This window comes from Streptomyces resistomycificus (assembly GCF_001514265.1).
GTDB classification, from domain to species: Bacteria; Actinomycetota; Actinomycetes; order Streptomycetales; family Streptomycetaceae; genus Streptomyces; species Streptomyces resistomycificus.
In genome coordinates this window covers 31,159-50,487 of record NZ_KQ949010.1, presented here as the reverse complement: position 1 = coordinate 50,487, position 19,329 = coordinate 31,159, and the positions used below count along the sequence as shown (strand labels likewise).

The following is a 19,329-nucleotide window of genomic DNA, read 5'->3' as shown; positions in this document are numbered from 1 at the left end:
CCTGCAAGGAGCGATAGCCTTGGTGGCGTGATCAGCGCGATATCTCGCGGGGGCATCGTCGCCCCTGCCCTGCGCCCGGGAAGCACGGAACACCTCCGTGACCGGGCGGCGGTCGCTGGTCTTCGCGGGCGGGACGGGAGCCGATGGGCTCCCCGGACGCCGATCGCACCCCGGTCACCGGCGCCGCAGAGAGCAGCGTCACACCGTACGGGCGTGTCGAGAATGGCTGATAACCCCCCGCTCATCTCACCTTGCGGCATAGCGTCGGAACAGACCGGACACCCCGCGTCGTGGCGTTACGTCCCAGGGGAAGAGACCGTACTTCCACCTACGTCACGCAACGGCGCGCGACAGGAGCCAGAGGACAATGCAGACCAAGCTGGACGAAGCCAAGGCCGAGCTGCTCGAGAGGGCCGCCCGGGTAGCTGAGAACAGCCCGGTCGGGGGGCACCTACCGACCGGGACGACGGACGAGAGCACCCCGGACCGGGACACCCTGCTCGCGTTCCTCCAGCGCTACTACCTGCACACCGCCCCGGAGGACCTCGCCGACCGCGACCCGGTCGACATCTTCGGTGCCGCGGTCTCGCACTACCGACTGGCCGAGAAGCGCCCGCAGGGCACGGCCAACGTGCGGGTCCACACACCCACCGTGGAAGAGAACGGGTGGACCTGCAGCCACTCCGTCGTGGAGGTGGTGACGGACGACATGCCCTTCCTGGTCGACTCCGTCACCAACGAGCTGACCCGGCAGGGGCGTGGCATTCACGTCGTCATCCATCCGCAGGTCGTCGTCCGGCGCGACCTCACCGGCAGTCTCGTCGAGGTGCTCGCCGCGCCCGCCACCGCCAAGCTGCCGCACGACGCGCACACCGAGTCCTGGATCCACGTCGAGATCGACCGTGAGACCGACCGCGGGGACCTGAAGCAGATCACCGCCGACCTGCTGCGGGTCCTGTCCGACGCCCGTGAGGCCGTCGAGGACTGGGAGAAGATGCGGGACGCGGCGCTGCGTATGGCCGACGAACTGCCCAAGGAGCCCATCGCCTCGGATCTGCGCGAGCAGGAGATCGAGGAGGCCCGCGAGCTGCTGCGCTGGCTGGCCGCCGACCACTTCACCTTCCTCGGCTACCGGGAGTACCAGCTCAGGTCGGACGACTCGCTGGCCGCCGTCCCCGGCACCGGGCTCGGCATCCTGCGCTCCGACCCGCATCACGCCGAGGGGGACAGCCACCCCGTCAGTCCGTCGTTCGAGCGGCTGCCCGCCGACGCCCGGGCCAAGGCGCGGGAGCACAAGCTGCTGGTGCTGACCAAGGCCAACAGCCGATCCACCGTGCACCGGCCGTCGTATCTCGACTACATCGGCGTCAAGCGGTTCGACGCCGAGGGGAACGTCGTCGGTGAGCGGCGCTTCCTCGGACTGTTCTCGTCGGCCGCCTACACCGAGTCGGTGCGGCGCGTGCCCGTCATCCGCCGCAAGGTCGAGGAAGTGCTGGACCGGGCCGGGTTCTCGCCCAACAGCCACGACGGACGCGATCTGCTCCAGATCCTCGAGACCTATCCGCGCGACGAGCTGTTCCAGACCCCGGTCGACGAGCTCCAGTCCATCGTGACGTCCGTGCTCTACCTCCAGGAGCGCAGGCGGCTGCGCCTTTACCTGCGCCAGGACGAGTACGGGCGCTACTACTCCGCCCTCGTCTACCTGCCGCGCGACCGGTACACGACCGGCGTCCGGCTGCGGATCATCGACATCCTGAAGGAGGAACTCGGCGGTACCAGCGTCGACTTCACCGCCTGGAACACCGAGTCGATCCTCTCCCGGCTGCACTTCGTCGTCAGGGTCCCGCAGGGCACCGAACTGCCGCAGCTGTCCGACGCCGACAAGGAGCGCATCGAGGCGCGTCTGGTGGAGGCCGCCCGGTCCTGGGCCGACGGCTTCGCGGAGGCGCTGAACGCCGAGTTCGGCGAGGAGCGCGCCGCCGAACTGCTGCGCCGCTACGGCAACGCCGTCACCGAGGGCTACAAGGCCGACCACAACCCGCGTTCCGCGGTCGCCGACCTAGCGCAGCTCGAGAAGCTCACCGGGGAGAAGAGCTTCTCGCTCAGCCTGTACGAGCCGGTGGGCGCCGCCCCCGAGGAGCGCAGGTTCAAGATCTACCGCAGGGGGGAGTCCATCACCCTGTCGGCCGTGCTGCCGGTCCTCAACCGGCTCGGCGTCGAGGTGATGGACGAGCGGCCGTACGAACTGCGCTGCTCGGACCGGAGCGTGGCGTGGATCTACGACTTCGGGCTGCGGATGCCGCGCTCACAGGGCGGTGCCGCCGGTGACCACCTCGGCGACGACGGACGCGAGCGCTTCCAGGAGGCCTTCGCGGCGACCTGGACCGGCAAGGCGGAGAACGACGGGTTCAACGCCCTCGTACTGAGCGCCGGGCTGAACTGGCGGCAGGCGATGGTGCTGCGGGCGTACGCGAAGTACCTGCGCCAGGCCGGTTCGACGTTCAGCCAGGACTACATGGAGGACACCCTCCGCGACAACGTCCACACCACCCGGCTGCTGGTGTCGCTGTTCGAGGCGCGGATGTCCCCGGACCGGCAGCGCGCCGGTCACGAGCTCGTCGACGCGCTCCTCGAAGAGCTCGAGGCGGCTCTCGACCAGGTGGCGAGCCTGGACGAGGACCGGATCCTGCGGTCCTTCCTCACCGTCATCAAGGCGACCCTGCGGACGAACTTCTTCCAGGAGGCGGCGGGCGGCTCGCCGCACGAGTACATCTCCATGAAGTTCGACCCGCAGGCGATCCCCGACCTGCCGGCGCCGCGCCCGGCGTTCGAGATCTGGGTGTACTCGCCGCAGGTGGAAGGCGTGCACCTGCGGTTCGGGAAGGTCGCGCGAGGCGGACTGCGCTGGTCGGACCGGCGTGAGGACTTCCGCACCGAGATCCTCGGCCTGGTCAAGGCGCAGATGGTGAAGAACACCGTCATCGTGCCGGTCGGCGCCAAGGGAGGCTTCGTCGCCAAGCGGCTGCCCGACCCGAGCGTGGACCGGGACGCGTGGCTGGCCGAGGGCGTCGCGAGCTACAAGACGTTCATCTCCGCGCTGCTGGACATCACCGACAACATGGTGGCCGGCGAGGTCGTCCCGCCCGCCGACGTCGTCCGGCACGACGAGGACGACACCTACCTCGTGGTCGCCGCCGACAAGGGCACCGCGACCTTCTCGGACATCGCCAACGGGGTCGCCGAGCAGTACAACTTCTGGCTCGGTGACGCCTTCGCCTCCGGCGGCTCCGCCGGGTACGACCACAAGGGCATGGGCATCACCGCCCGCGGTGCCTGGGAGTCCGTCAAGCGGCACTTCCGGGAGCTGGGCGTCGACACGCAGGCCGAGGACTTCACGGTCGTCGGCATCGGAGACATGTCCGGTGACGTGTTCGGCAACGGCATGCTGCTGAGCGAGCACATCCGCCTGGTCGCCGCCTTCGACCACCGGCACATCTTCATCGACCCGAAGCCGGACGCGGCCACCTCCTACGCCGAGCGCCGCCGCGTCTTCGAGCTCCCACGCTCGAGCTGGGCCGACTACGACACCGAGCTCATCTCCGCGGGCGGTGGCGTCTTCCCCCGGACCGCCAAGGCGATCCCGGTCAACGCGCACATCCGGGAGGCTCTCGGCATCGAGGAGAAGGTCTCCAAGATGACGCCGGCCGACCTGATGAGGGCGATCCTCAAGGCGCCGGTGGACCTGCTGTGGAACGGCGGCATCGGGACGTACGTCAAGGCGAGCACCGAGACGCACGCGGACGTCGGCGACAAGGCCAACGACCCGATCCGGGTCGACGGCGCCGACCTGCGCGTCAAGGTCGTCGGTGAGGGCGGCAACCTGGGCCTGACCCAGCTCGGCCGGATCGAGTTCGCGCTGCACGGCGGCAAGATCAACACCGATGCCATCGACAACAGCGCGGGCGTGGACACCTCCGACCACGAGGTGAACATCAAGATCCTGCTCAACGGCCTGGTCGCGGACGGCGACATGACCGTCAAGCAGCGCAACAAGCTGCTCGCCGAGATGACCGACGAGGTCGGCCACCTGGTGCTGCGCAACAACTACGCGCAGAACACGGCCATCGCCAACGCGCTCGCCCAGTCCAAGGACATGCTCCACGCCCAGCAGCGGTACATGCGCCACCTGGTGCGCGAGGGCCGTCTGGACCGGGCGCTGGAGTTCCTGCCCACCGACCGGCAGATCCGCGAGCGGCTGAACACCGGGCAGGGCCTGACCAGCCCGGAGACGGCCGTGCTGCTGGCGTACACCAAGATCACGGTCGCCGAGGAGCTGCTGCACACCTCGCTGCCGGACGACCCGTATCTGCGCGGCCTGCTGCACACGTACTTCCCGGCCGCGCTGCGGGAGAGGTTCCCCGAGCGCATCGAGGGCCACCCGCTGCGCCGCGAGATCACCACGACGGTGCTGGTCAACGACACGGTCAACACGGGCGGTACGACCTACCTGCACCGGCTGCGGGAGGAGACCGGCGCCTCGCTGGAGGAGATCGTCCGGGCGCAGACCGCGGCCCGCGCGATCTTCCGCTCGGGTGTGGTGTGGGACGGGGTGGAGGCTCTCGACAACCTGGTCGAGGCCGGGGTGCAGACCCGGATCCGGCTGCACTCGCGCCGCCTGGTCGAGCGCGGCACGCGCTGGCTGCTCAACAACCGGCCGCAGCCGCTCCAGCTCGCCGAGACCGTCGACTTCTTCGGCGAACGGGTCGAGCAGGTGTGGTCGCAGCTGCCGAAGCTGCTGCGGGGCGCCGACCTGGAGTGGTACCAGAAGATCTACGACGAGCTGACCGGTGTCGGGGTGCCGGACGAGGTCGCCACGCGGGTGGCCGGGTTCTCCTCCGCCTTCCCGACGCTCGACATCGTCTCGGTGGCCGACCGCACGGGCAAGGACCCGATGGACGTGGCCGAGGTCTACTACGACCTCGCCGACCGTCTCCACATCACCCAGCTCATGGACCGCATCATCGAGCTGCCCCGTGCCGACCGCTGGCAGTCCATGGCCCGCGCCTCCATCCGCGAGGACCTGTACGCGGCTCACGCGTCGCTGACCGCGGACGTCCTCGCCGTCGGCAACGGCACCTCGACTCCCGAGCAGCGCTTCAAGGCCTGGCAGGAGAAGAACGCGGCGATCCTCAACCGGGCGCGCAGCACCCTGGACGAGATCCAGGGCTCGGACGCGTTCGACCTCGCCAACCTGTCCGTGGCGATGCGGACGATGCGGACGCTGCTGCGGCATTCGTAGGCCGTACGACCCGAAAGGCGCCCCGAGCCGTGCGGCTCGGGGCGCCTTCGCGCACCAGGGACGACCTCGCGCGGGGGGCCTACGGGGAAACCGGCACCTTGGGCTTCGGCTTCGGCTTGGCCTTCGCCTTGTCCGGGCCGCCGGTGAACGCCTCGTACGCCTCCAGCACCTCCTCCGTCGGCCCGTCCATGCGCAGTTCGCCGCGTTCCAGCCACAGCACGCGGTCGCAGGTGTCGCGGATCGACTTGTTGCTGTGGCTGACCAGGAACACCGTGCCGGCGTGCTTGCGCAGCTCGCGGATACGGGCCTCGGAACGCTTCTGGAAGGAGCGGTCACCCGTGGCCAGCGCCTCGTCGATGAGCAGGACGTCGTGGTCCTTGGCGGCGGCGATGGAGAAGCGCAGCCGGGCGGCCATGCCGGAGGAGTACGTGCGCATCGGCAGGGTGATGAAGTCGCCCTTCTCGTTGATGCCGGAGAAGTCGACGATCTCCTGGTAGCGCTCCTTGACCTGCTCGCGGGACATGCCCATGGCGAGGCCGCCGAGGTGGACGTTGCGCTCGCCGGTGAGGTCGTTCATCAGGGCCGCGTTCACGCCCAGGAGGGAGGGCTGGCCGTCGGTGTGGATGCGGCCGTTCTCCACCGGGAGCAGGCCGGCGACCGCCTTGAGCAGGGTCGACTTGCCGGAGCCGTTGGTGCCGATGAGGCCGATGGCCTCGCCGCGGTACGCGACGAACGACACGTTCCGCACCGCGTGCACCTTGCGGACGCCCGCCGCCTGTTCGGCCTTCTTGCGGCGCAGCATGCGGTTGAGGGCGGCGGTCGCGGAGCCGCGGCCGGCACCGGTGCCGTTGACCCGGTAGACGATGTCGACGCCGTCGACGACGACGGTGGGGATCTTCTCGCCGGTGATCTCGGCGATCTCGGTGATCTCGGCGTTCTCGGTGATGCCGGTGGTGGTGCCGGTGATGCCGGAGGTGTTGTCAGCCACGGCCGTACGTCTCCTCTGCCTTCCAGAAGTAGATGAAGCCGCCGACGCCGGCGAGCAGGGCCCAGCCCGTCGCGATCAGCCACACGTGGTGCGGCAGCTGGCTGGAGTGGAAGCTGTCGATCAGGGCGAAACGCATCAGGTCGATGTACACGGCCGCCGGGTTGGCCTGGAGGACCGGACCGACCCACGACGGCAGGTCGTTGTGCTTGCTGAGCAGGTGGTCGATGCTCCACATCACGCCCGAGACGTACATCCACGTGCGCAGGACGAACGGCATGAGCTGGGCGATGTCCGGGGTCTTGGCGCCGAGCCGGGCCATGATCATCGAGACGCCGGCGTTGAAGGTGAACTGCAGCACCAGCGCCGGGATCGCCAGCAGCCAGGACGCGGACACCGGCACGCCGAAGCAGAGCAGGATCACGACCAGGGCGCCCATCGAGAACAGCAGCTGCTGGAGCTGCTGGAGGCAGAACGAGATCGGCAGCGAGGCCCGCGGGAAGTGCAGGGCCCGGACGAGACCGAGGTTGCCGGAGATGGCGCGGGTCCCCGCCAGGATCGAGCTCTGGGTGAACGTCCAGATGAACACGCCCGTGACCAGGAACGGGATGTAGTCCGGCACGCCCTTCTTGGTGCCCAGCAGCACACCGAAGATGAAGAAGTACACCGCCGCGTTCAGCAGCGGGTTCATCACCTGCCAGACCTGGCCCAGCTTCGCCTGGCTGTACTGGGCGGTGAGCTTGGCGGTGGAGAACGCGGCGATGAAGTGGCGCCGCGCCCACAACTGGCCGACGTACTCGCGCAACGAGGGACGGGCGCCGCTGACCGACAGGCCGTGGCGGGCGGCGAGGGCCGCGAGGTCGTCGTCGGCGGGCGCGGGGGTGGTCGCCGTCGTCGGGGGCGGTGTGTGGAGGACCTGGCTCACATCCGCTGCTTTCACTCGGGGGGTGGGGTGGTGCGTGTCGCGTGGGGCGCGTGCGGCGAGGGGTCCATCGCCCGGCGTTTCCTTACGCTTCTCTTCACGTTCTCTTACGTCGGGACGGGACCGTATCGTCGCAACGTGAGAGTAGGCCGACACGACGTCGGAACGCAACCGTTTCGTCGTAACGCCCTATGCTGGTCCGTATGACGACGAACGCCGACGAGCCGCAGACCCGTCCGCGCCGCCGGGCTCCCGCGGGAGCCGCCGTGCTCCGCGAGGACGTGACGGAGGCCATCCGGGCAGCCGTTTTCGAGGAGCTCGCGGCCGTCGGCTACGCGCGGATGTCCATCGAGGGGATCGCGCGCCGCGCGGGTGTCGGCAAGACCGCCGTGTACCGCCGCTGGCGCTCCAAACTGCACCTCGTCCTCGACCTGGTCTCGGCGCTCGCCGTCCAGGGCCTGCCCGTGCCCGACACCGGGTCCCTGGAGGGCGACCTGCGGCTGCTGTATGAGGTGACCTCCCGGGCCCTGCGCCATCCCGTGGCCTCGCAGGTCATCCCCGACCTCCAGGCCGAGGCGGCCCGCAACCCCGAGATCGCCGAGGCCATGCAGAAGGCCCTGAGGGAGGGACAGGACGGAGTCGCCAGCAAGATCGTCGTGCAGGCGCGGCAGCGCGGCGAGGTCCGGGAGGGCCTCGACGAGGACCTGGCCCTGGACCTGATCTCGGGGCCCCTGTACTGGCGCTCGGTGGTCATCCGCAGCCCGAAGCTCCCGAAGGGGTACCTGGCCGCGCTGGCACGGGCCACGGCGGAGGCGCTCAAGGCGGTGTGAGCCCGCTTCCGGGGTGGCGCCGGGGTCAGCGGCACTGCGGTGTGACGCGGGCGGGTTCCGGCGGGTTCCGGCGCGCTCAGGCGGGAGCGCCGGTGTCCGGTGCGGCGCGCAGGGCCAGGAGCTCAGGGGCGGTGACCTCGATCCGGCCGTCGCCGGCCCACCGGATCAGACCGTCCTGACGGAGCCGGGACAGCGCGCGGTTCACCGTGACGTGGGTGACACCCAGCAGGTCGGCCAGTTCGCGCTGGCCGCCGGGCAGCGGGACGGGCTGCCGGTCAGCGGCCGTCCGCTCCAGCAGCCAGCCCGCGAGTCTCGCCTCGCACGACAGCGTGACGGTGTCCGCCAACCGGTCCTGCTGGGCCCGGGCCTGGGCCGCCAGGAGGCGGCCCTGCCCCGGTCCGGCTGTATCGGCCGATACAGCGCGGTCGCCGCGCGGAGCCTAGTCTCGCGGCAACCGAAGAAGGGATCCCCATGCTCGTTGTCGAACTGGCCTTCACCTCAGCCCCCGAACGTCTCGCCGCCCGTCCGGCACACCGCGAGGCCCTCGCCCGGCTGCATGCCGCGGGAGAACTCGTCGTGGCGGGGCCGTGGGGTGACGAGAGCGGCGCCCTCCTGGTGTTCGCCGTGGACCGGCCGCGGTTGGAGGAGGTGATGCGGGACGACCCGTACTACCGTCGCACCCCCGGAGTGGAAGTGCGTTCGATACGGGAGTGGGCGCCGATCCTCGGGTTCCCCCGCCCCTAGGCTCTGTCTGTGTCCCCCTAGGCTCTGTCCGTGTCCTGGGCGTCCAGCCGGCGGAACCGACGGAAGACGTCCGGGGGTTCGAGCCCGCCGCGCTCGACCAGCGACTCGCCGACCAGGACTTCGTGACCGACAGGCCCTAGCCGCGGGCCGCCTCCGGGTGCAGGCGGATCCAGCCCTCCCAGGCCGACGTGATCATGTCCTGGACGTCGTGTTTGGCCTTCCAGCCCAGTTCGGCGGCGGCACGGTCGGCGGAGGCGACGACGCGGGCCGGATCGCCGGGGCGGCGGGGGGTGACCGTCGGGGGGCGGTCGTAGCCGGTGAGGGCGTTGATGCCGTCGATCATCTCTCGGACCGAAACGCCTTCGCCGCGGCCGATGTTGAGGGTGAGGTCACGGCCGGGGGCGGCCTGGAGGGCGCGGGCCGCCGCGACATGGGCCTCGGCCAGGTCGACGACGTGGATGTAGTCGCGTACGCACGTCCCGTCCGGCGTCGGGTAGTCGTCGCCGAAGATGCGCGGGGGCGCGTTCTCCGTGAGCTTCTCGAAGACCATCGGGATGAGGTTGAAGACGCCCGCGTCGGCGAGGTCGGGGCTCGCCGCACCCGCGACGTTGAAGTAGCGCAGCGACGCCGTCGACAGGCCCGTGGCCCGGCCGGTCGCCCTGACCAGCCACTCACCGGCCAGCTTCGTCTCGCCGTACGGCGACATCGGCGCACACGGCGTCTGTTCCGTCACCAGGTCGCCTACGAGCGCGGTGTCCGGCATGCCGTAAACCGCCGCGGAGGACGAGAACACGAAGGACGGCACGCCCGCCTCCGTCACGGCCTCCAGCAGGACGCGCAGGCCCTCGACGTTCTGCCGGTAGTAGTGCAGCGGGAGGTCCACCGACTCGCCCACCTGCTTCTTCGCCGCGAGGTGGACGACACCGGTGACCTCGTGGTCGGCGAGGGTGCGGGCCAGGCGCTCGCCGTCCAGGGTCGAGCCCACCACCAGCGGTACGTCCTCGGGGAGGCGCTCGGCGACGCCGGTGGACAGGTCGTCGTACACCACCGTGCGTTCACCCGCCTCGGTCATCGCCCGTACGACATGCGCACCGATGTAACCGGCGCCGCCGGTGATCAGCCAGGTCATGTGCGGCCGTCCCCTCGTCAGTTGGCCTGTGGTGGTTCGGGTGGTCTCCCGCCGACAGTCAAGCAGGCGGTGGCGTCCGGTGGGGGTGAGCGTGATGACTCCGTGTGCAGCGGTCGCCACGTGTGGTGGCCGAGTCGGGCCGGCGACGGCCGCCGGCGACTGTCGGCCGCCGGCCGTTGGCCGCTACTGGCACCCCGGCGTCTCCTCCAGGGCCGCCGCGTTCAACGTCGTGGTGAGCTGGTCGAGGCGTTCGCGCAGGTCGCGGATCTCGTCGGGGTCGAAGCCGGTCACCTCGACGATCCGGCGCGGCACCTGGAGCGCGCGCTCGCGCAGCGCGACGCCCTCCTCCGTCAGCCGTACCTCCACCGAGCGCTCGTCGCGGACGCTGCGCTCCCGTCGGACGAGACCGCCCGCCTCCAGGCGCTTGAGCAGCGGCGACAGAGTGCCGGAGTCGAGGCGCAGGTGTTCGCCGAGCTTCTTGACCGGGAGCTCGCCCTGCTCCCACAGCACCAGCATCACCAGGTACTGGGGGTAGGTCAGCCCGAGCTCCTTGAGGATCACCCGGTAGACACCGTTGAACGCCCGCGAGGCGGCGTGCAGCGAGAAGCAGATCTGGCGGTCGAGGCGCAGCCAGTTCTCCTCGGAAGCCGATGCGGACGACGATGCGGAAGCCGCAGTGGAGGCCGATGCGGACGCCACATCGGTCGGCGATGACGTGGCTGCTGATGCGGTGGCGTGGGTAGGCGTCGGGGTCATGCACCCAGGATAACTCGGGCGAGCCATTTAGTTGTGTGCAATTGAATTGTGTGCTCTACTTGTCGTCGTAAGGCGGTCGGACAGGCCGCCGGACGTGACTTGAGAGGGATGGTTTTTCCATGGACGCGCTCTACACCGCTGTCGCCACCGCCACTCACGGCCGTGACGGCCGTGCCGTCTCCTCCGACGGCCAGCTGGACCTCGCGCTGGGCATGCCGGTCGCGCTGGGCGGCAACGGTCAGGGCACCAACCCGGAGCAGCTGTTCGCCGCCGGCTACGCCGCGTGTTTCGGCAGCGCCCTCGGCCTCGTCGGCCGCCAGGCCAAGGTCGACGTCAGCGACGCCGCCGTCACCGCCGAGGTCGGCATAGGCCAGCAGGGCGCCGGCTTCGGCCTCAAGGTCGCCCTCCGCGTCGAGCTGCCCGACACCGTGGACGAGGCGACCGGCCGCAAGCTGGTCGAGCAGGCCCACCAGGTCTGCCCCTACTCCAACGCCACCCGCGGCAACATCGAGGTCGACCTCGTCATCGAGTAGTCCCGATACCGGGTCCGGTCCCGACGTGAACCCGTTCCGGTCCCGACCGTGAACCCGTTCCGGTCCCGACCGTGATCCCGATCCACCGGATCCGCGCAGCGGCCTCGCCATCGGCGGGCCGCAGGCGCGTTCCGCGGCGGGCGCAGCCGCCCCATCGCGATGTACCGCCACTACGCCCGCCGCGACGAGCTGATCACCGAGCTCATCAGGGCGGGCCGCCTACCGAAGCCTCGCCTACACCTTCCGCGCCGCCTCCCGGTCCGACGCCGACGCCGCCGCCGCGCCCGCGCGCGCCCGGCGCGATAGGGCCATGGAGGCCCCCAGCGGTGCTTCCTCGCTGAACGGGCCTCGCCTCCCCGGCCTCGCCTCGCCGGGCCTCACCGCCCCGATCTCACCTCATCGTCTGCGCCCGATCGGCGCGCCCCTGCGCGGGCAGCGTCACCGGATCCCGCATGAACCGCTCCAGCAGCAGCGGGGCCCCCACCACCGGCAGCAGCCACGCCAGCACGATCAGCCGGTCGCCCCGGATGTCGATGTCGGGATGCCCGGCCTGCGTCAGGATCCCGGTGAACGCCGCCGCCACCAGGAGCCCGCCGAACGCCCGGCGCCGCCCCCGCAGCGCACCCCACGCGCCCGTCGCCAGGGCCGCCACGAACAGCGGCTGCCACAGCTGGCGGCGCAGCCACTCCGTCCAGAAGTTGGCCTGCAGGTGCAGGAACTCCGGCCAGGGGCGGGCGCGGTCGGGCCGGGTGAAGTGGTCGGCGAGAAGGTCCTGGAGGCTCTCGGACGCCGACGGGTAGTGCAGCACCTTCGACAGCAGCAGCGTCCCGACGACGGCGGAGCAGCCCACGGCCGCCAGAGCCGCGACGCCGCGCCCCATGTCCGGGCCCGGCCGCCCCCACTGTCCCCGCCGCCACCGCCGTACGGCGATCACCGCCCCCGCCCCCGCCAGGCACAGCCCCAGGAACAGCGACTGCGAGTGCTTCACCGTGAACAACCCGGCCAGTGAGCCGCCCACCAGCACCAGACCGGCCCGCGTGCGATGCCCGTGCAGCACCAGTGCGCACCCCCACACCGCCGACAGCGTCAGCGCCAGCAGCAGACCCTCCGTCATGGGGCGCATGGCGGTCGTCCCGCACGGCAGGACGTAGTAGAGCGCCTGGCCGGTCAGGGCGAGCGGTACCGGCACGGACAGGGTGCGCAGGATCAGGAACGCGAGGATGCCGCCCGCGACCGCGATGACGACACTCGCCGCCCACATCCCCCAGGTCACGCCGAGCAGGGTGACGAACGGCAGCAGGAACACCGGGTATCCGGGCCGCGCCTCGAAGATCCGCAGGAACCGCGTGGAGCTGAACGGCGCGGTGTGCCCGCCGGTCTGTCCCGCCCGCAGACGCGCGTTCACCTCCCGCCACGCCGTGGCCCGGCACTCCGCCGTCACCCGGCGGCCGGGGTCCGGCGCGTGGAAGCGCACCACGTCCACGCGCTGGTGGCGCCGCGCCGTAGACGCCTCGCCCGCGCAGGCGTAGTCGATGGTGGCGGCCGCCGCCTCCCGCTTGCTGTCGCCGCGCAGACTGAGGGCGTACGACAGGTAGTTCTTGGTGTCGGGGGTGTCCCGCCCGGTGACGTTCGCGAGCTGGAGCACGGCGAACACCGCGGCCAGCGCCAGCACCCAGGCACGCGGCCTCACGAGGACGCCCGGGGCTGCCGTCCCACCCGGCCGGGCCCTCCCGCCGGACGCCAGGTGGACGGCCGGCTGGGAGTCGGCCGGGAGGGGCTGGAGGGCATACGAACTCCCCGGGGTGGGAACGGCGTTCAGACGCGATCGGCGAGAGCCTGCGGAGCGAGAGCCTGCGGAGCGAGAGCCTGCAAAGCGAGACCGTGCGCGAGGGCCTGCGGAGCGACGGCCCGGGTACCGACGGCCTGTAGGTCGGCGACCTGTGGATCGACGGCCTGCAGACCGCCGGCCTGTGGAGTGCGGGTCCGCGTACCGGTGGCACGCGCAGCGGCGGCCTGTGCGGCCTGTGCGGCCTGTGCGGCCTGTGCGGCCTCGGGCCGCGGGTCGGCAGCAGGCGGGCCCGCCTGCTGGGGCACGGTCGGCAGCGGGAAGCGTCCGAGCGCCGCCGCCGCGGACGGCACGGGGTGACGCTCGGCGAGCGGCACGACCGGCGGGAGGCCGGTCTCGCCCAGCACCACACGGCGTACGACCCGCTCGGCGGCGCGTCCGTCGTCGTAGGGGCAGAACCGCTCGCGGAACGCCGCGCGCAGCTGGGTGGAGCGTGAGCCGCGCCAGTGACCGGTGGTGAAGATGTCGATCAGCTCGTCCTCGCTGCGCGCGACCGCGCCGGGCGGGAAGGAACGCAGGTCGAAGTAGGTGCCGCTGGCCGCCTCGTACGCCTCCCGGTCGTCGGTGAGGAGCACGATCGGCCGGTCCAGGTTGGCGTAGTCGAACATGATCGACGAGTAGTCGGTGACCAGGGCGTCCGAGGCGAGGCAGAGCTGCTCGACGCTCGGGTGGTCGGTGACGTCGAGGACGCGGGTCGAACCGGTGGTCAGGGGGGCGCCGTACGCGTGGTGGGCGCGGGCCAGGACGACGAAGCGCGGACCGAGGCTGCGCAGCACCCGCTCCAGGTCGAGGGCCTGGTGAGGGCTGCGGCGGTGGTCGCGGTGGGTGGGCGCGTACAGGATCGCGACCGTGCCCTCGGGCACGCCGAGGGTCTCGCGCAGCCGGGCCACGTCCGCGGAGGTCGCCCGCTGGAAGACGTCGTTGCGGGGCTGGCCGTACTCGAGCGTCTCGTAGCGGCCGGGGAACACCCGCTCCCAGGTCAGGGTGGAGTGGCGGTTGGCGGACACGACGTGGTCCCAGTTGTCGACGCCCCGCAGCAGTTCCGCGAAATCCGTGCCGCGGGCCGCCGCCGGGCGTTCCTGGAGGTCGAGGCCCATGTGCTTGAGCGGGGTGCCGTGCTGGGTCTGGACGAGGATCTGGCCGGGGCGCTTGACCAGCCGGGCGTCGAAGTCGGCGTTGGCGACCACGTACTTGGAGCGGGCCAGCGCCGTCCAGTAGGCGGTCGAGCCGGGCGTGACACGGCGGGTGGCGGCCGGGATCGTGTGGTGGTGCTCGGGGCGGGCGGCCCAGGCGGTGCGGATATGCGGGGCGTGGGTGCGGAACGCGGTCTCCAGCGCGCCCGGGTTGCAGCCGTGGCCCCGGCCGTCGTACGCGGTGAAGACGGCGCGGTCGGCGCGCAGCGGGAGACGGCGCTGGACGCGGTAGTGGAGCCGGAGGGCGGCGGTGCGCAGGGACCTCAGCAGGCGGGTGGCGGCCTTGCCGGTGCGGCGGCGCAGGGCCGACGCCCGTTGCAGGGTGTGGAAGGTGCGGCGCAGGCCCAGTTGGACGAGGGTGTGCCGCAGCCGGGAGCGCGGCGGCACCGGGTGGCCGGGGGAGTGGTGGCGCCGGCAGTGGGCGCGGGCCCGGCGCAGGAACTCGGCCCGCGCCTCGCGCGGCAGCCGGTCGCGGTGGGCGAACACGACCGTCAGGTGGTTGACCATGCGGCGGTACAGCACGGGCCGCCAGCGAGCGAGTTCGGGGCGCTCCTCGACGTACGCGAAGACCCGGTCGTACTGCTCGAAGAGATCGAAGTGGCGGCGGCTGGTGGTGCGGGTGATGCTGCCGCGGCGGCGCTGCCGGTAGTGGACGCACACCTGGTCGAGGGTCGCGATCGACTCCGCCGTCATGAGGACCGGGTACGTCCACGGGGTGTCCTCGTAGAAGCCCGGCGGGAAGGTGAAGCCCTCGCGCTCGACGAACTCCCGGCGGTAGGTCTTGTTCCACACGACCGTCAGCAGTTTGAGCAGACCCGGGCGGTCCTCCAGGCTGAAGGGGGCCGGGCCGCGCTCGGTGAGCTGGACGGCGGCCTGGTTGCGGACGGGCCGGCCCGACCAGTCGACGCGCGCGTAGTCGTGGACCAGCACGTCCGGCTCGCCCGTCTCCTTGAGCCGGTCGGCGACGGCGCGCAGGGCGTGCGGGGTGAGGGTGTCGTCGCCGTCCAGGAAGAGCAGGTAGTCGCCGCTCGCCTCGCTCAGTCCGGCGTTGCGGGCGGGGCCGAGGCCCTGGTTCTCGGGCAGGTGCACCGGCCGTACCCGAGGGTCACGGACGGCGTACTCGTCGATGATCGCGCCGCAGGCGTCCGGCGAGCCGTCGTCGACAGCGATCAGTTCCAGGTCCGCATACGACTGGGAGAGCACCGAGTCCAGGCAGTCGTGCAGGTACGCCTGAACCTTGTACGCGGGGACGATGACACTGAACCTGGGCAAGGGGGACATCCAAGGGTCGTCGCGGGCGTTCTGCCCGGGAACGGCCGAGGGGGAGTTCTGGTCACGGCGCGTTACGGCATTCGGGGGACCGCGCGGGGCACAAAAGGGGCGGACCGGTACGGTCCGCCCCTGAAGTGGCCTGACGTGCCGCCTACTTGACCGCGCCCGCCATCACGCCGGACACGAACTGTCGCTGGAACGCGAAGAACACGGCCAGTGGGATCACCATGGAGATGAACGCGCCGGGCGCCAGCACGTCGATGTTGTTGCCGAACTGGCGGACCTGGGTCTGCAGCGCGACCGTGATCGGCTGGCTGCCCGAGTCGGAGAACACCAGCGCGATCAGCATGTCGTTCCACACCCACAGGAACTGGAAGATGCCCAGGCTCGCGATCGCCGGCCCGCCCAGCGGCATCACGACCTTGAGGAACAGGCGCAGTTCACCCGCCCCGTCGAGCCGGGCCGCCTCCAGCAGCTCCCGCGGGATCTCCGCGAAGAAGTTCCGCAGCAGGAACACCGCGAAGGGCAGACCGAAGCCGGTGTGGAACAGGACCACGCCCAGCACCGACCCGAACAGGCCGAGTTCGCCGAAGAGTTCGGCGATCGGGATCAGCGCGACCTGCACCGGGACCACCAGCAGGCCGACCACGCCCAGGAACCACCAGTCGCGGCCCGGGAACTCCATCCACGCGAACGCGTAGCCGGCCAGCGCGCCGATCAGGACGACGAGGATCGTCGCCGGGACGGTGATCAGCACGGTGTTGACCAGCGAGTTGGTGATGTCGCTGTTCTGCAGCAGCTTGTCGTAGCTCTCGAAGGTGAGTTGGGACGGTTTGCTGAAGACCTCCCACCAGCCGCCGGCGGTCATCTCCTTCGGCGGGCGCAGCGAGGAGATCAGCAGGCCGATCGTCGGCACCAGCCAGAACAGGCCGACGATGATGAGGAACACGCGCACCAGACCGCCGCCGAGGCCCTCCACGAGGCGGGAGCCGAGCGACTGCCTGGCCTTGGTGCCCTCGACCGGCGTCGGCTCGGTGACCCTGTCGGCATGTGTGGTCATCGCCGTACCTCCCGCCTGAGCCGACGAATGTTGAAACACATCACCGGGATGACGAGGAGGAGCAGGAACACCGAGATGGCGCTGGCGACACCCGGCTGGTCCTCGGAGAAGCCCTTTCGGTACAGCTCCAGCGCGAGGACGTTGGCGTCGTCCTGCGAGGAGCCCGGCGCGATGATGAACACCAGGTCGAAGACCTTCAGAACATTGATCATCAACGTGACCGTGACGACCGCGAGCACCGGCGCCAGCAGCGGCACCGTGACCCTGCGGAACACCTGCCACTCGTTCGCACCGTCCACCCGGGCCGCCTCCAGTAGTTCACGCGGCATCCCGGCCAGCCCGGCCGCGATCAGCACCATCGCGAACCCGGCCCACATCCAGATGTACGACCCGATGATCGCGGGCGTGACCAGGGACGGGCCGAGCCAGTCCAGGCCGTTGTACGGCTCCTTGAAGTTGTCGGCGGGAAGCCGGAGTTGGGCCCCGTCTGCGGCTGCCGGGAGCGTGAAGGTGCCGTCGGCGGCGGCCTTGGTGGACGCGACGACCCTGCCGTCCTTCACCGCCTCGACCTTCATGCCCGGATAGCCGAGCTCGGACGGGTCGGGCGCGCCGAGGTTGCCCACACCCTTGCCGCGGGTGAAGTCCTGCCAGGTGGTGCCGGTGATCTTTCCCGGGTCGCCCCGCGGCGCCACGGCAGGCTTCGCGTCACCCGGCATCTGGTCGGGGGCGACACCCACGAGGGGCAGCAGGACCGTGTCGCCGGTGCTGACGGTCGCCTTGGTGACGAAGTCGCCCTGCCGCGCCACGAGCGGCGAGTCGCGGCCCGGGTGCGCCTTGGGGAACGCGGACGACTCGGCGAACGTGTCGTGGACACCCACCCACACCGCGTTCGCCACGCCCTTGTCCGGGTCCTGGTCGTAGACGAGCCGGAAGATGATGCCCGCGGCCAGCATCGAGATCGCCATCGGCATGAAGACGATCAGCTTGAACGCCGTGCCCCAGCGCACCCGTTCGGTCAGCACCGCGAAGATCAGACCGAGCGCGGTGGCGACCGTCGGCGCGAACACCACCCAGATGACGTTGTTCTTCAGCGCGGTACGGATGCCGTCGTCGGTGAACAGCGCCTCGTAGTTGTCGAAACCGGCGAAGCCGTCACCGGTCTGGTCGTAGAAACTGCGGACGACCGAGTACCCGATCGGGTAGACCACGAGCGCGCCCAGCAGCACGAGAGCGGGCAGCAGGAAGAGCGCTGCCACGGTCTTGCGGGTGCCGGTCACGCTCTTGCGCGACTTGGGTGCGGCAGGGGGCGGAGCGCCCCCTGCCGCGGTGGCGGTCGTCATCGCGTCAGCCGCCGTAGGCCGCCGCCGCGTCGGCCTCCAGTTTCTGCTGGGTACCGGCGATGTCCTTCGGGTTCTTCAGGAAGTCCTGCAGCGCCTTCCACTCGCCCTTGCCGGGCGTGCCGCCGAAGGCCTGCGGGGCCTGGTCGGACATGTCGAAGCGGAAGTCGTCACCGGCCGCGATCAGCGCCTTGGCCATCTTCTGCTGCACCGCGTTCGGATACGCCGACTCCGGCACGTTCTTGTTCGGCGAGAGGTATCCGCCCAGCTTCGCCTGGACGACGGCCGCGTCCGGGGAGGCGAGGAATGTCGCCAGTGCCTGCGCGGCCTCGGAGTCCTTGAGGATCACCGCCGCGTCGCCGCCGGAGACCACGGGTGCGGCGTCGCCCACGGCCGGGAAGGGGAACACCTTCGCGTCCGTGCCGACCTTCGCGCCCGCCTGCACGATGTTGACCTGCGCGAAGTCACCCTCGTAGACCATGCCCGCCTTCGGCTGGTCGCCGCCGGTGAAGGTCTGCGTCACCGAGGCCGGGAAGTCGGTCTGCAGGGCTCCGGTCGCGCCGCCGGCGACGTAGTCCTTCTTGCCCCAGACCTGCGCGAGCGTGGTCAGCGCGTCCTTCACGGACGGGTCCGTCCACTTGATCTCGTGCTTGGCCAGTTGGTCGTACTTCTCCGGACCCGCCTGCGAGAGGTAGACGTTCTCGAACCAGTCGGTCAGCGTCCAGCCCTCGGCGCCGCCGACGGAGAACGGTGTGACACCGGAGTCGTAGACCGTCTGCGCGGTGGTGAGCAACTCGTCCCAGGTCTTGGGCTCGGTGGCGCCCGCGTTCTCGAAGACCGTGGCGTTGTACCAGATCAGCGACTTGTTGGCGGCCTTGTAGTAGACGCCGTACTGCTCGCCGCCGACCTTGCCGATGTCCTGCCAGCCCTGCGAGTAGTTCTCCCGCAGTTCCTTCAGGGCCTCGGCGCCGAGCGGCTTGGCCCACTTCTTGTCCACGGCCTGCTTGATGGCGCCCGGCTGCGGGAGCATCGCGACGTCCGGCGGCTGGCCGCCCGCGACCTTGGAGCCGAGGAAGTTGATGATCGGGTCCTGCGCGGGCACGAAGGTCACCTTCGCACCGGTCCGCTTCTCGAACTCCGCGAGAACCTTCTTGAAGTTGGCCTGCTCGGCGCCGCTCCAGACGGCGGCCACCTCCAGGCTCTTGCCGTCCAGTTTGGGGAGGGTGACGGTGGTGCCCGTCTCCGTGCCGGTCTCGTTGCTGTCATCGCTCTTGTCGTCGCCGCTGCCGCAGGCGGTGAGCGAGAGCGCGAGGGCCCCCGCGATGAGGGTGGCTGCGGTACGTGCGGCCCTGTGCTTCCCGTTGGTGCTGCTCGTGCTACGCATCACGACCCCGTTCTTCGTTCCTCGTCGAACGTGCGAGCG

At 70.7% G+C, this 19,329-nt stretch carries 14 protein-coding genes; 4 read left to right on the top strand and 10 right to left on the bottom strand.

The features are described from left to right. Positions 1–367: 367 nt before the first annotated feature. Positions 368–5,299: an NAD-glutamate dehydrogenase gene (locus AQJ84_RS39905; protein ID WP_053192562.1), complete on the top strand. Its 4,932-nt coding sequence runs from the start codon at positions 368–370 to the stop codon at positions 5,297–5,299. A 79-nt stretch (positions 5,300–5,378) separates the two neighbouring features. Here the strand turns inward: AQJ84_RS39905 and AQJ84_RS39900 are convergent, their stop codons facing one another. Together AQJ84_RS39900 and AQJ84_RS39895 are read right to left on the bottom strand one after the other, a co-directional pair. Then, positions 5,379–6,218, bottom strand: a complete 840-nt coding sequence (locus tag AQJ84_RS39900) for an ABC transporter ATP-binding protein (protein WP_107082808.1) — start codon at positions 6,216–6,218, stop codon at positions 5,379–5,381. Positions 6,219–6,279: 61 nt separating this feature from the next. Beyond that, entirely contained in the window at positions 6,280–7,209 is a 930-nt protein-coding gene (locus AQJ84_RS39895) for an ABC transporter permease (protein ID WP_030045360.1), read from the bottom strand. A gap of 188 nt (positions 7,210–7,397) precedes the next feature. Here AQJ84_RS39895 and AQJ84_RS39890 point away from each other — a divergent pair, with 188 nt between their 5' ends. Next, the gene (locus tag AQJ84_RS39890; RefSeq protein ID WP_030045362.1) at positions 7,398–8,036 is read left to right on the top strand and encodes a TetR/AcrR family transcriptional regulator; all 639 of its coding nucleotides are present in this window, start codon (positions 7,398–7,400) and stop codon (positions 8,034–8,036) included. A 76-nt stretch (positions 8,037–8,112) separates the two neighbouring features. Here AQJ84_RS39890 and AQJ84_RS39885 read toward each other — a convergent pair whose 3' ends face one another. Further along, positions 8,113–8,382: a Crp/Fnr family transcriptional regulator gene (locus tag AQJ84_RS39885; RefSeq protein ID WP_310591792.1), complete on the bottom strand. Its 270-nt coding sequence runs from the start codon at positions 8,380–8,382 to the stop codon at positions 8,113–8,115. 125 nt (positions 8,383–8,507) lie between these two features. Here AQJ84_RS39885 and AQJ84_RS39880 point away from each other — a divergent pair, with 125 nt between their 5' ends. Further along, positions 8,508–8,780, top strand: a complete 273-nt coding sequence (locus AQJ84_RS39880) for a YciI family protein (RefSeq protein WP_030045364.1) — start codon at positions 8,508–8,510, stop codon at positions 8,778–8,780. Between the two features lie 136 nt (positions 8,781–8,916). On the opposite strand, the gene galE is transcribed toward AQJ84_RS39880, so the two are convergent. Both galE and AQJ84_RS39870 read right to left on the bottom strand, forming a co-directional pair. Continuing rightward, positions 8,917–9,909 carry a UDP-glucose 4-epimerase GalE gene (gene galE, locus AQJ84_RS39875; protein WP_030045365.1) on the bottom strand — a complete coding sequence of 331 codons (993 nt, stop codon included), beginning with the start codon at positions 9,907–9,909 and terminating at the stop codon, positions 8,917–8,919. A 183-nt stretch (positions 9,910–10,092) separates the two neighbouring features. Further along, positions 10,093–10,665: a MarR family winged helix-turn-helix transcriptional regulator gene (locus AQJ84_RS39870; RefSeq protein ID WP_107082807.1), complete on the bottom strand. Its 573-nt coding sequence runs from the start codon at positions 10,663–10,665 to the stop codon at positions 10,093–10,095. 119 nt (positions 10,666–10,784) lie between these two features. Here AQJ84_RS39870 and AQJ84_RS39865 point away from each other — a divergent pair, with 119 nt between their 5' ends. Continuing rightward, positions 10,785–11,198 (top strand): organic hydroperoxide resistance protein, encoded by a 414-nt coding sequence (locus AQJ84_RS39865; protein WP_030045366.1) that lies wholly within the window; start codon positions 10,785–10,787, stop codon positions 11,196–11,198. A 391-nt stretch (positions 11,199–11,589) separates the two neighbouring features. On the opposite strand, the gene AQJ84_RS39860 is transcribed toward AQJ84_RS39865, so the two are convergent. From AQJ84_RS39860 to AQJ84_RS39840, 5 genes are all read right to left on the bottom strand, one after another. After that, on the bottom strand, positions 11,590–12,888 hold the full coding sequence (locus AQJ84_RS39860) for a hypothetical protein (RefSeq protein WP_053192560.1): 1,299 nt from the start codon (positions 12,886–12,888) through the stop codon (positions 11,590–11,592). 125 nt (positions 12,889–13,013) lie between these two features. Beyond that, positions 13,014–15,509 carry a bifunctional glycosyltransferase/CDP-glycerol:glycerophosphate glycerophosphotransferase gene (locus AQJ84_RS39855; protein ID WP_079022732.1) on the bottom strand — a complete coding sequence of 832 codons (2,496 nt, stop codon included), beginning with the start codon at positions 15,507–15,509 and terminating at the stop codon, positions 13,014–13,016. A gap of 151 nt (positions 15,510–15,660) precedes the next feature. After that, positions 15,661–16,569: a carbohydrate ABC transporter permease gene (locus AQJ84_RS39850; RefSeq protein ID WP_030045370.1), complete on the bottom strand. Its 909-nt coding sequence runs from the start codon at positions 16,567–16,569 to the stop codon at positions 15,661–15,663. After that, a complete protein-coding gene (locus AQJ84_RS39845) occupies positions 16,566–17,909 on the bottom strand; it encodes a carbohydrate ABC transporter permease (protein WP_078632464.1) in 1,344 nt (447 codons plus the stop codon). The genes AQJ84_RS39850 and AQJ84_RS39845 overlap by 4 nt, the downstream gene beginning before the upstream one ends. A gap of 4 nt (positions 17,910–17,913) precedes the next feature. Next, positions 17,914–19,290, bottom strand: coding sequence for an ABC transporter substrate-binding protein (locus AQJ84_RS39840; RefSeq protein WP_053192558.1), 1,377 nt, complete (start codon positions 19,288–19,290; stop codon positions 17,914–17,916). Positions 19,291–19,329 lie beyond the last annotated feature (39 nt).

Coding starts and splice junctions, on each gene's coding strand:
- AQJ84_RS39905 (WP_053192562.1), top strand. CDS start 368: ATGCAGACCAAGCTGGACGAAGCCAAGGCCGAGCTGCTCGAGAGGGCC.
- AQJ84_RS39890 (WP_030045362.1), top strand. CDS start 7,398: ATGCTGGTCCGTATGACGACGAACGCCGACGAGCCGCAGACCCGTCCG.
- AQJ84_RS39880 (WP_030045364.1), top strand. CDS start 8,508: ATGCTCGTTGTCGAACTGGCCTTCACCTCAGCCCCCGAACGTCTCGCC.
- galE (WP_030045365.1), bottom strand. CDS start 9,909: ATGACCTGGCTGATCACCGGCGGCGCCGGTTACATCGGTGCGCATGTC.
- AQJ84_RS39870 (WP_107082807.1), bottom strand. CDS start 10,665: ATGACCCCGACGCCTACCCACGCCACCGCATCAGCAGCCACGTCATCG.
- AQJ84_RS39865 (WP_030045366.1), top strand. CDS start 10,785: ATGGACGCGCTCTACACCGCTGTCGCCACCGCCACTCACGGCCGTGAC.
- AQJ84_RS39850 (WP_030045370.1), bottom strand. CDS start 16,569: ATGACCACACATGCCGACAGGGTCACCGAGCCGACGCCGGTCGAGGGC.
- AQJ84_RS39845 (WP_078632464.1), bottom strand. CDS start 17,909: ATGACGACCGCCACCGCGGCAGGGGGCGCTCCGCCCCCTGCCGCACCC.
- AQJ84_RS39840 (WP_053192558.1), bottom strand. CDS start 19,290: ATGCGTAGCACGAGCAGCACCAACGGGAAGCACAGGGCCGCACGTACC.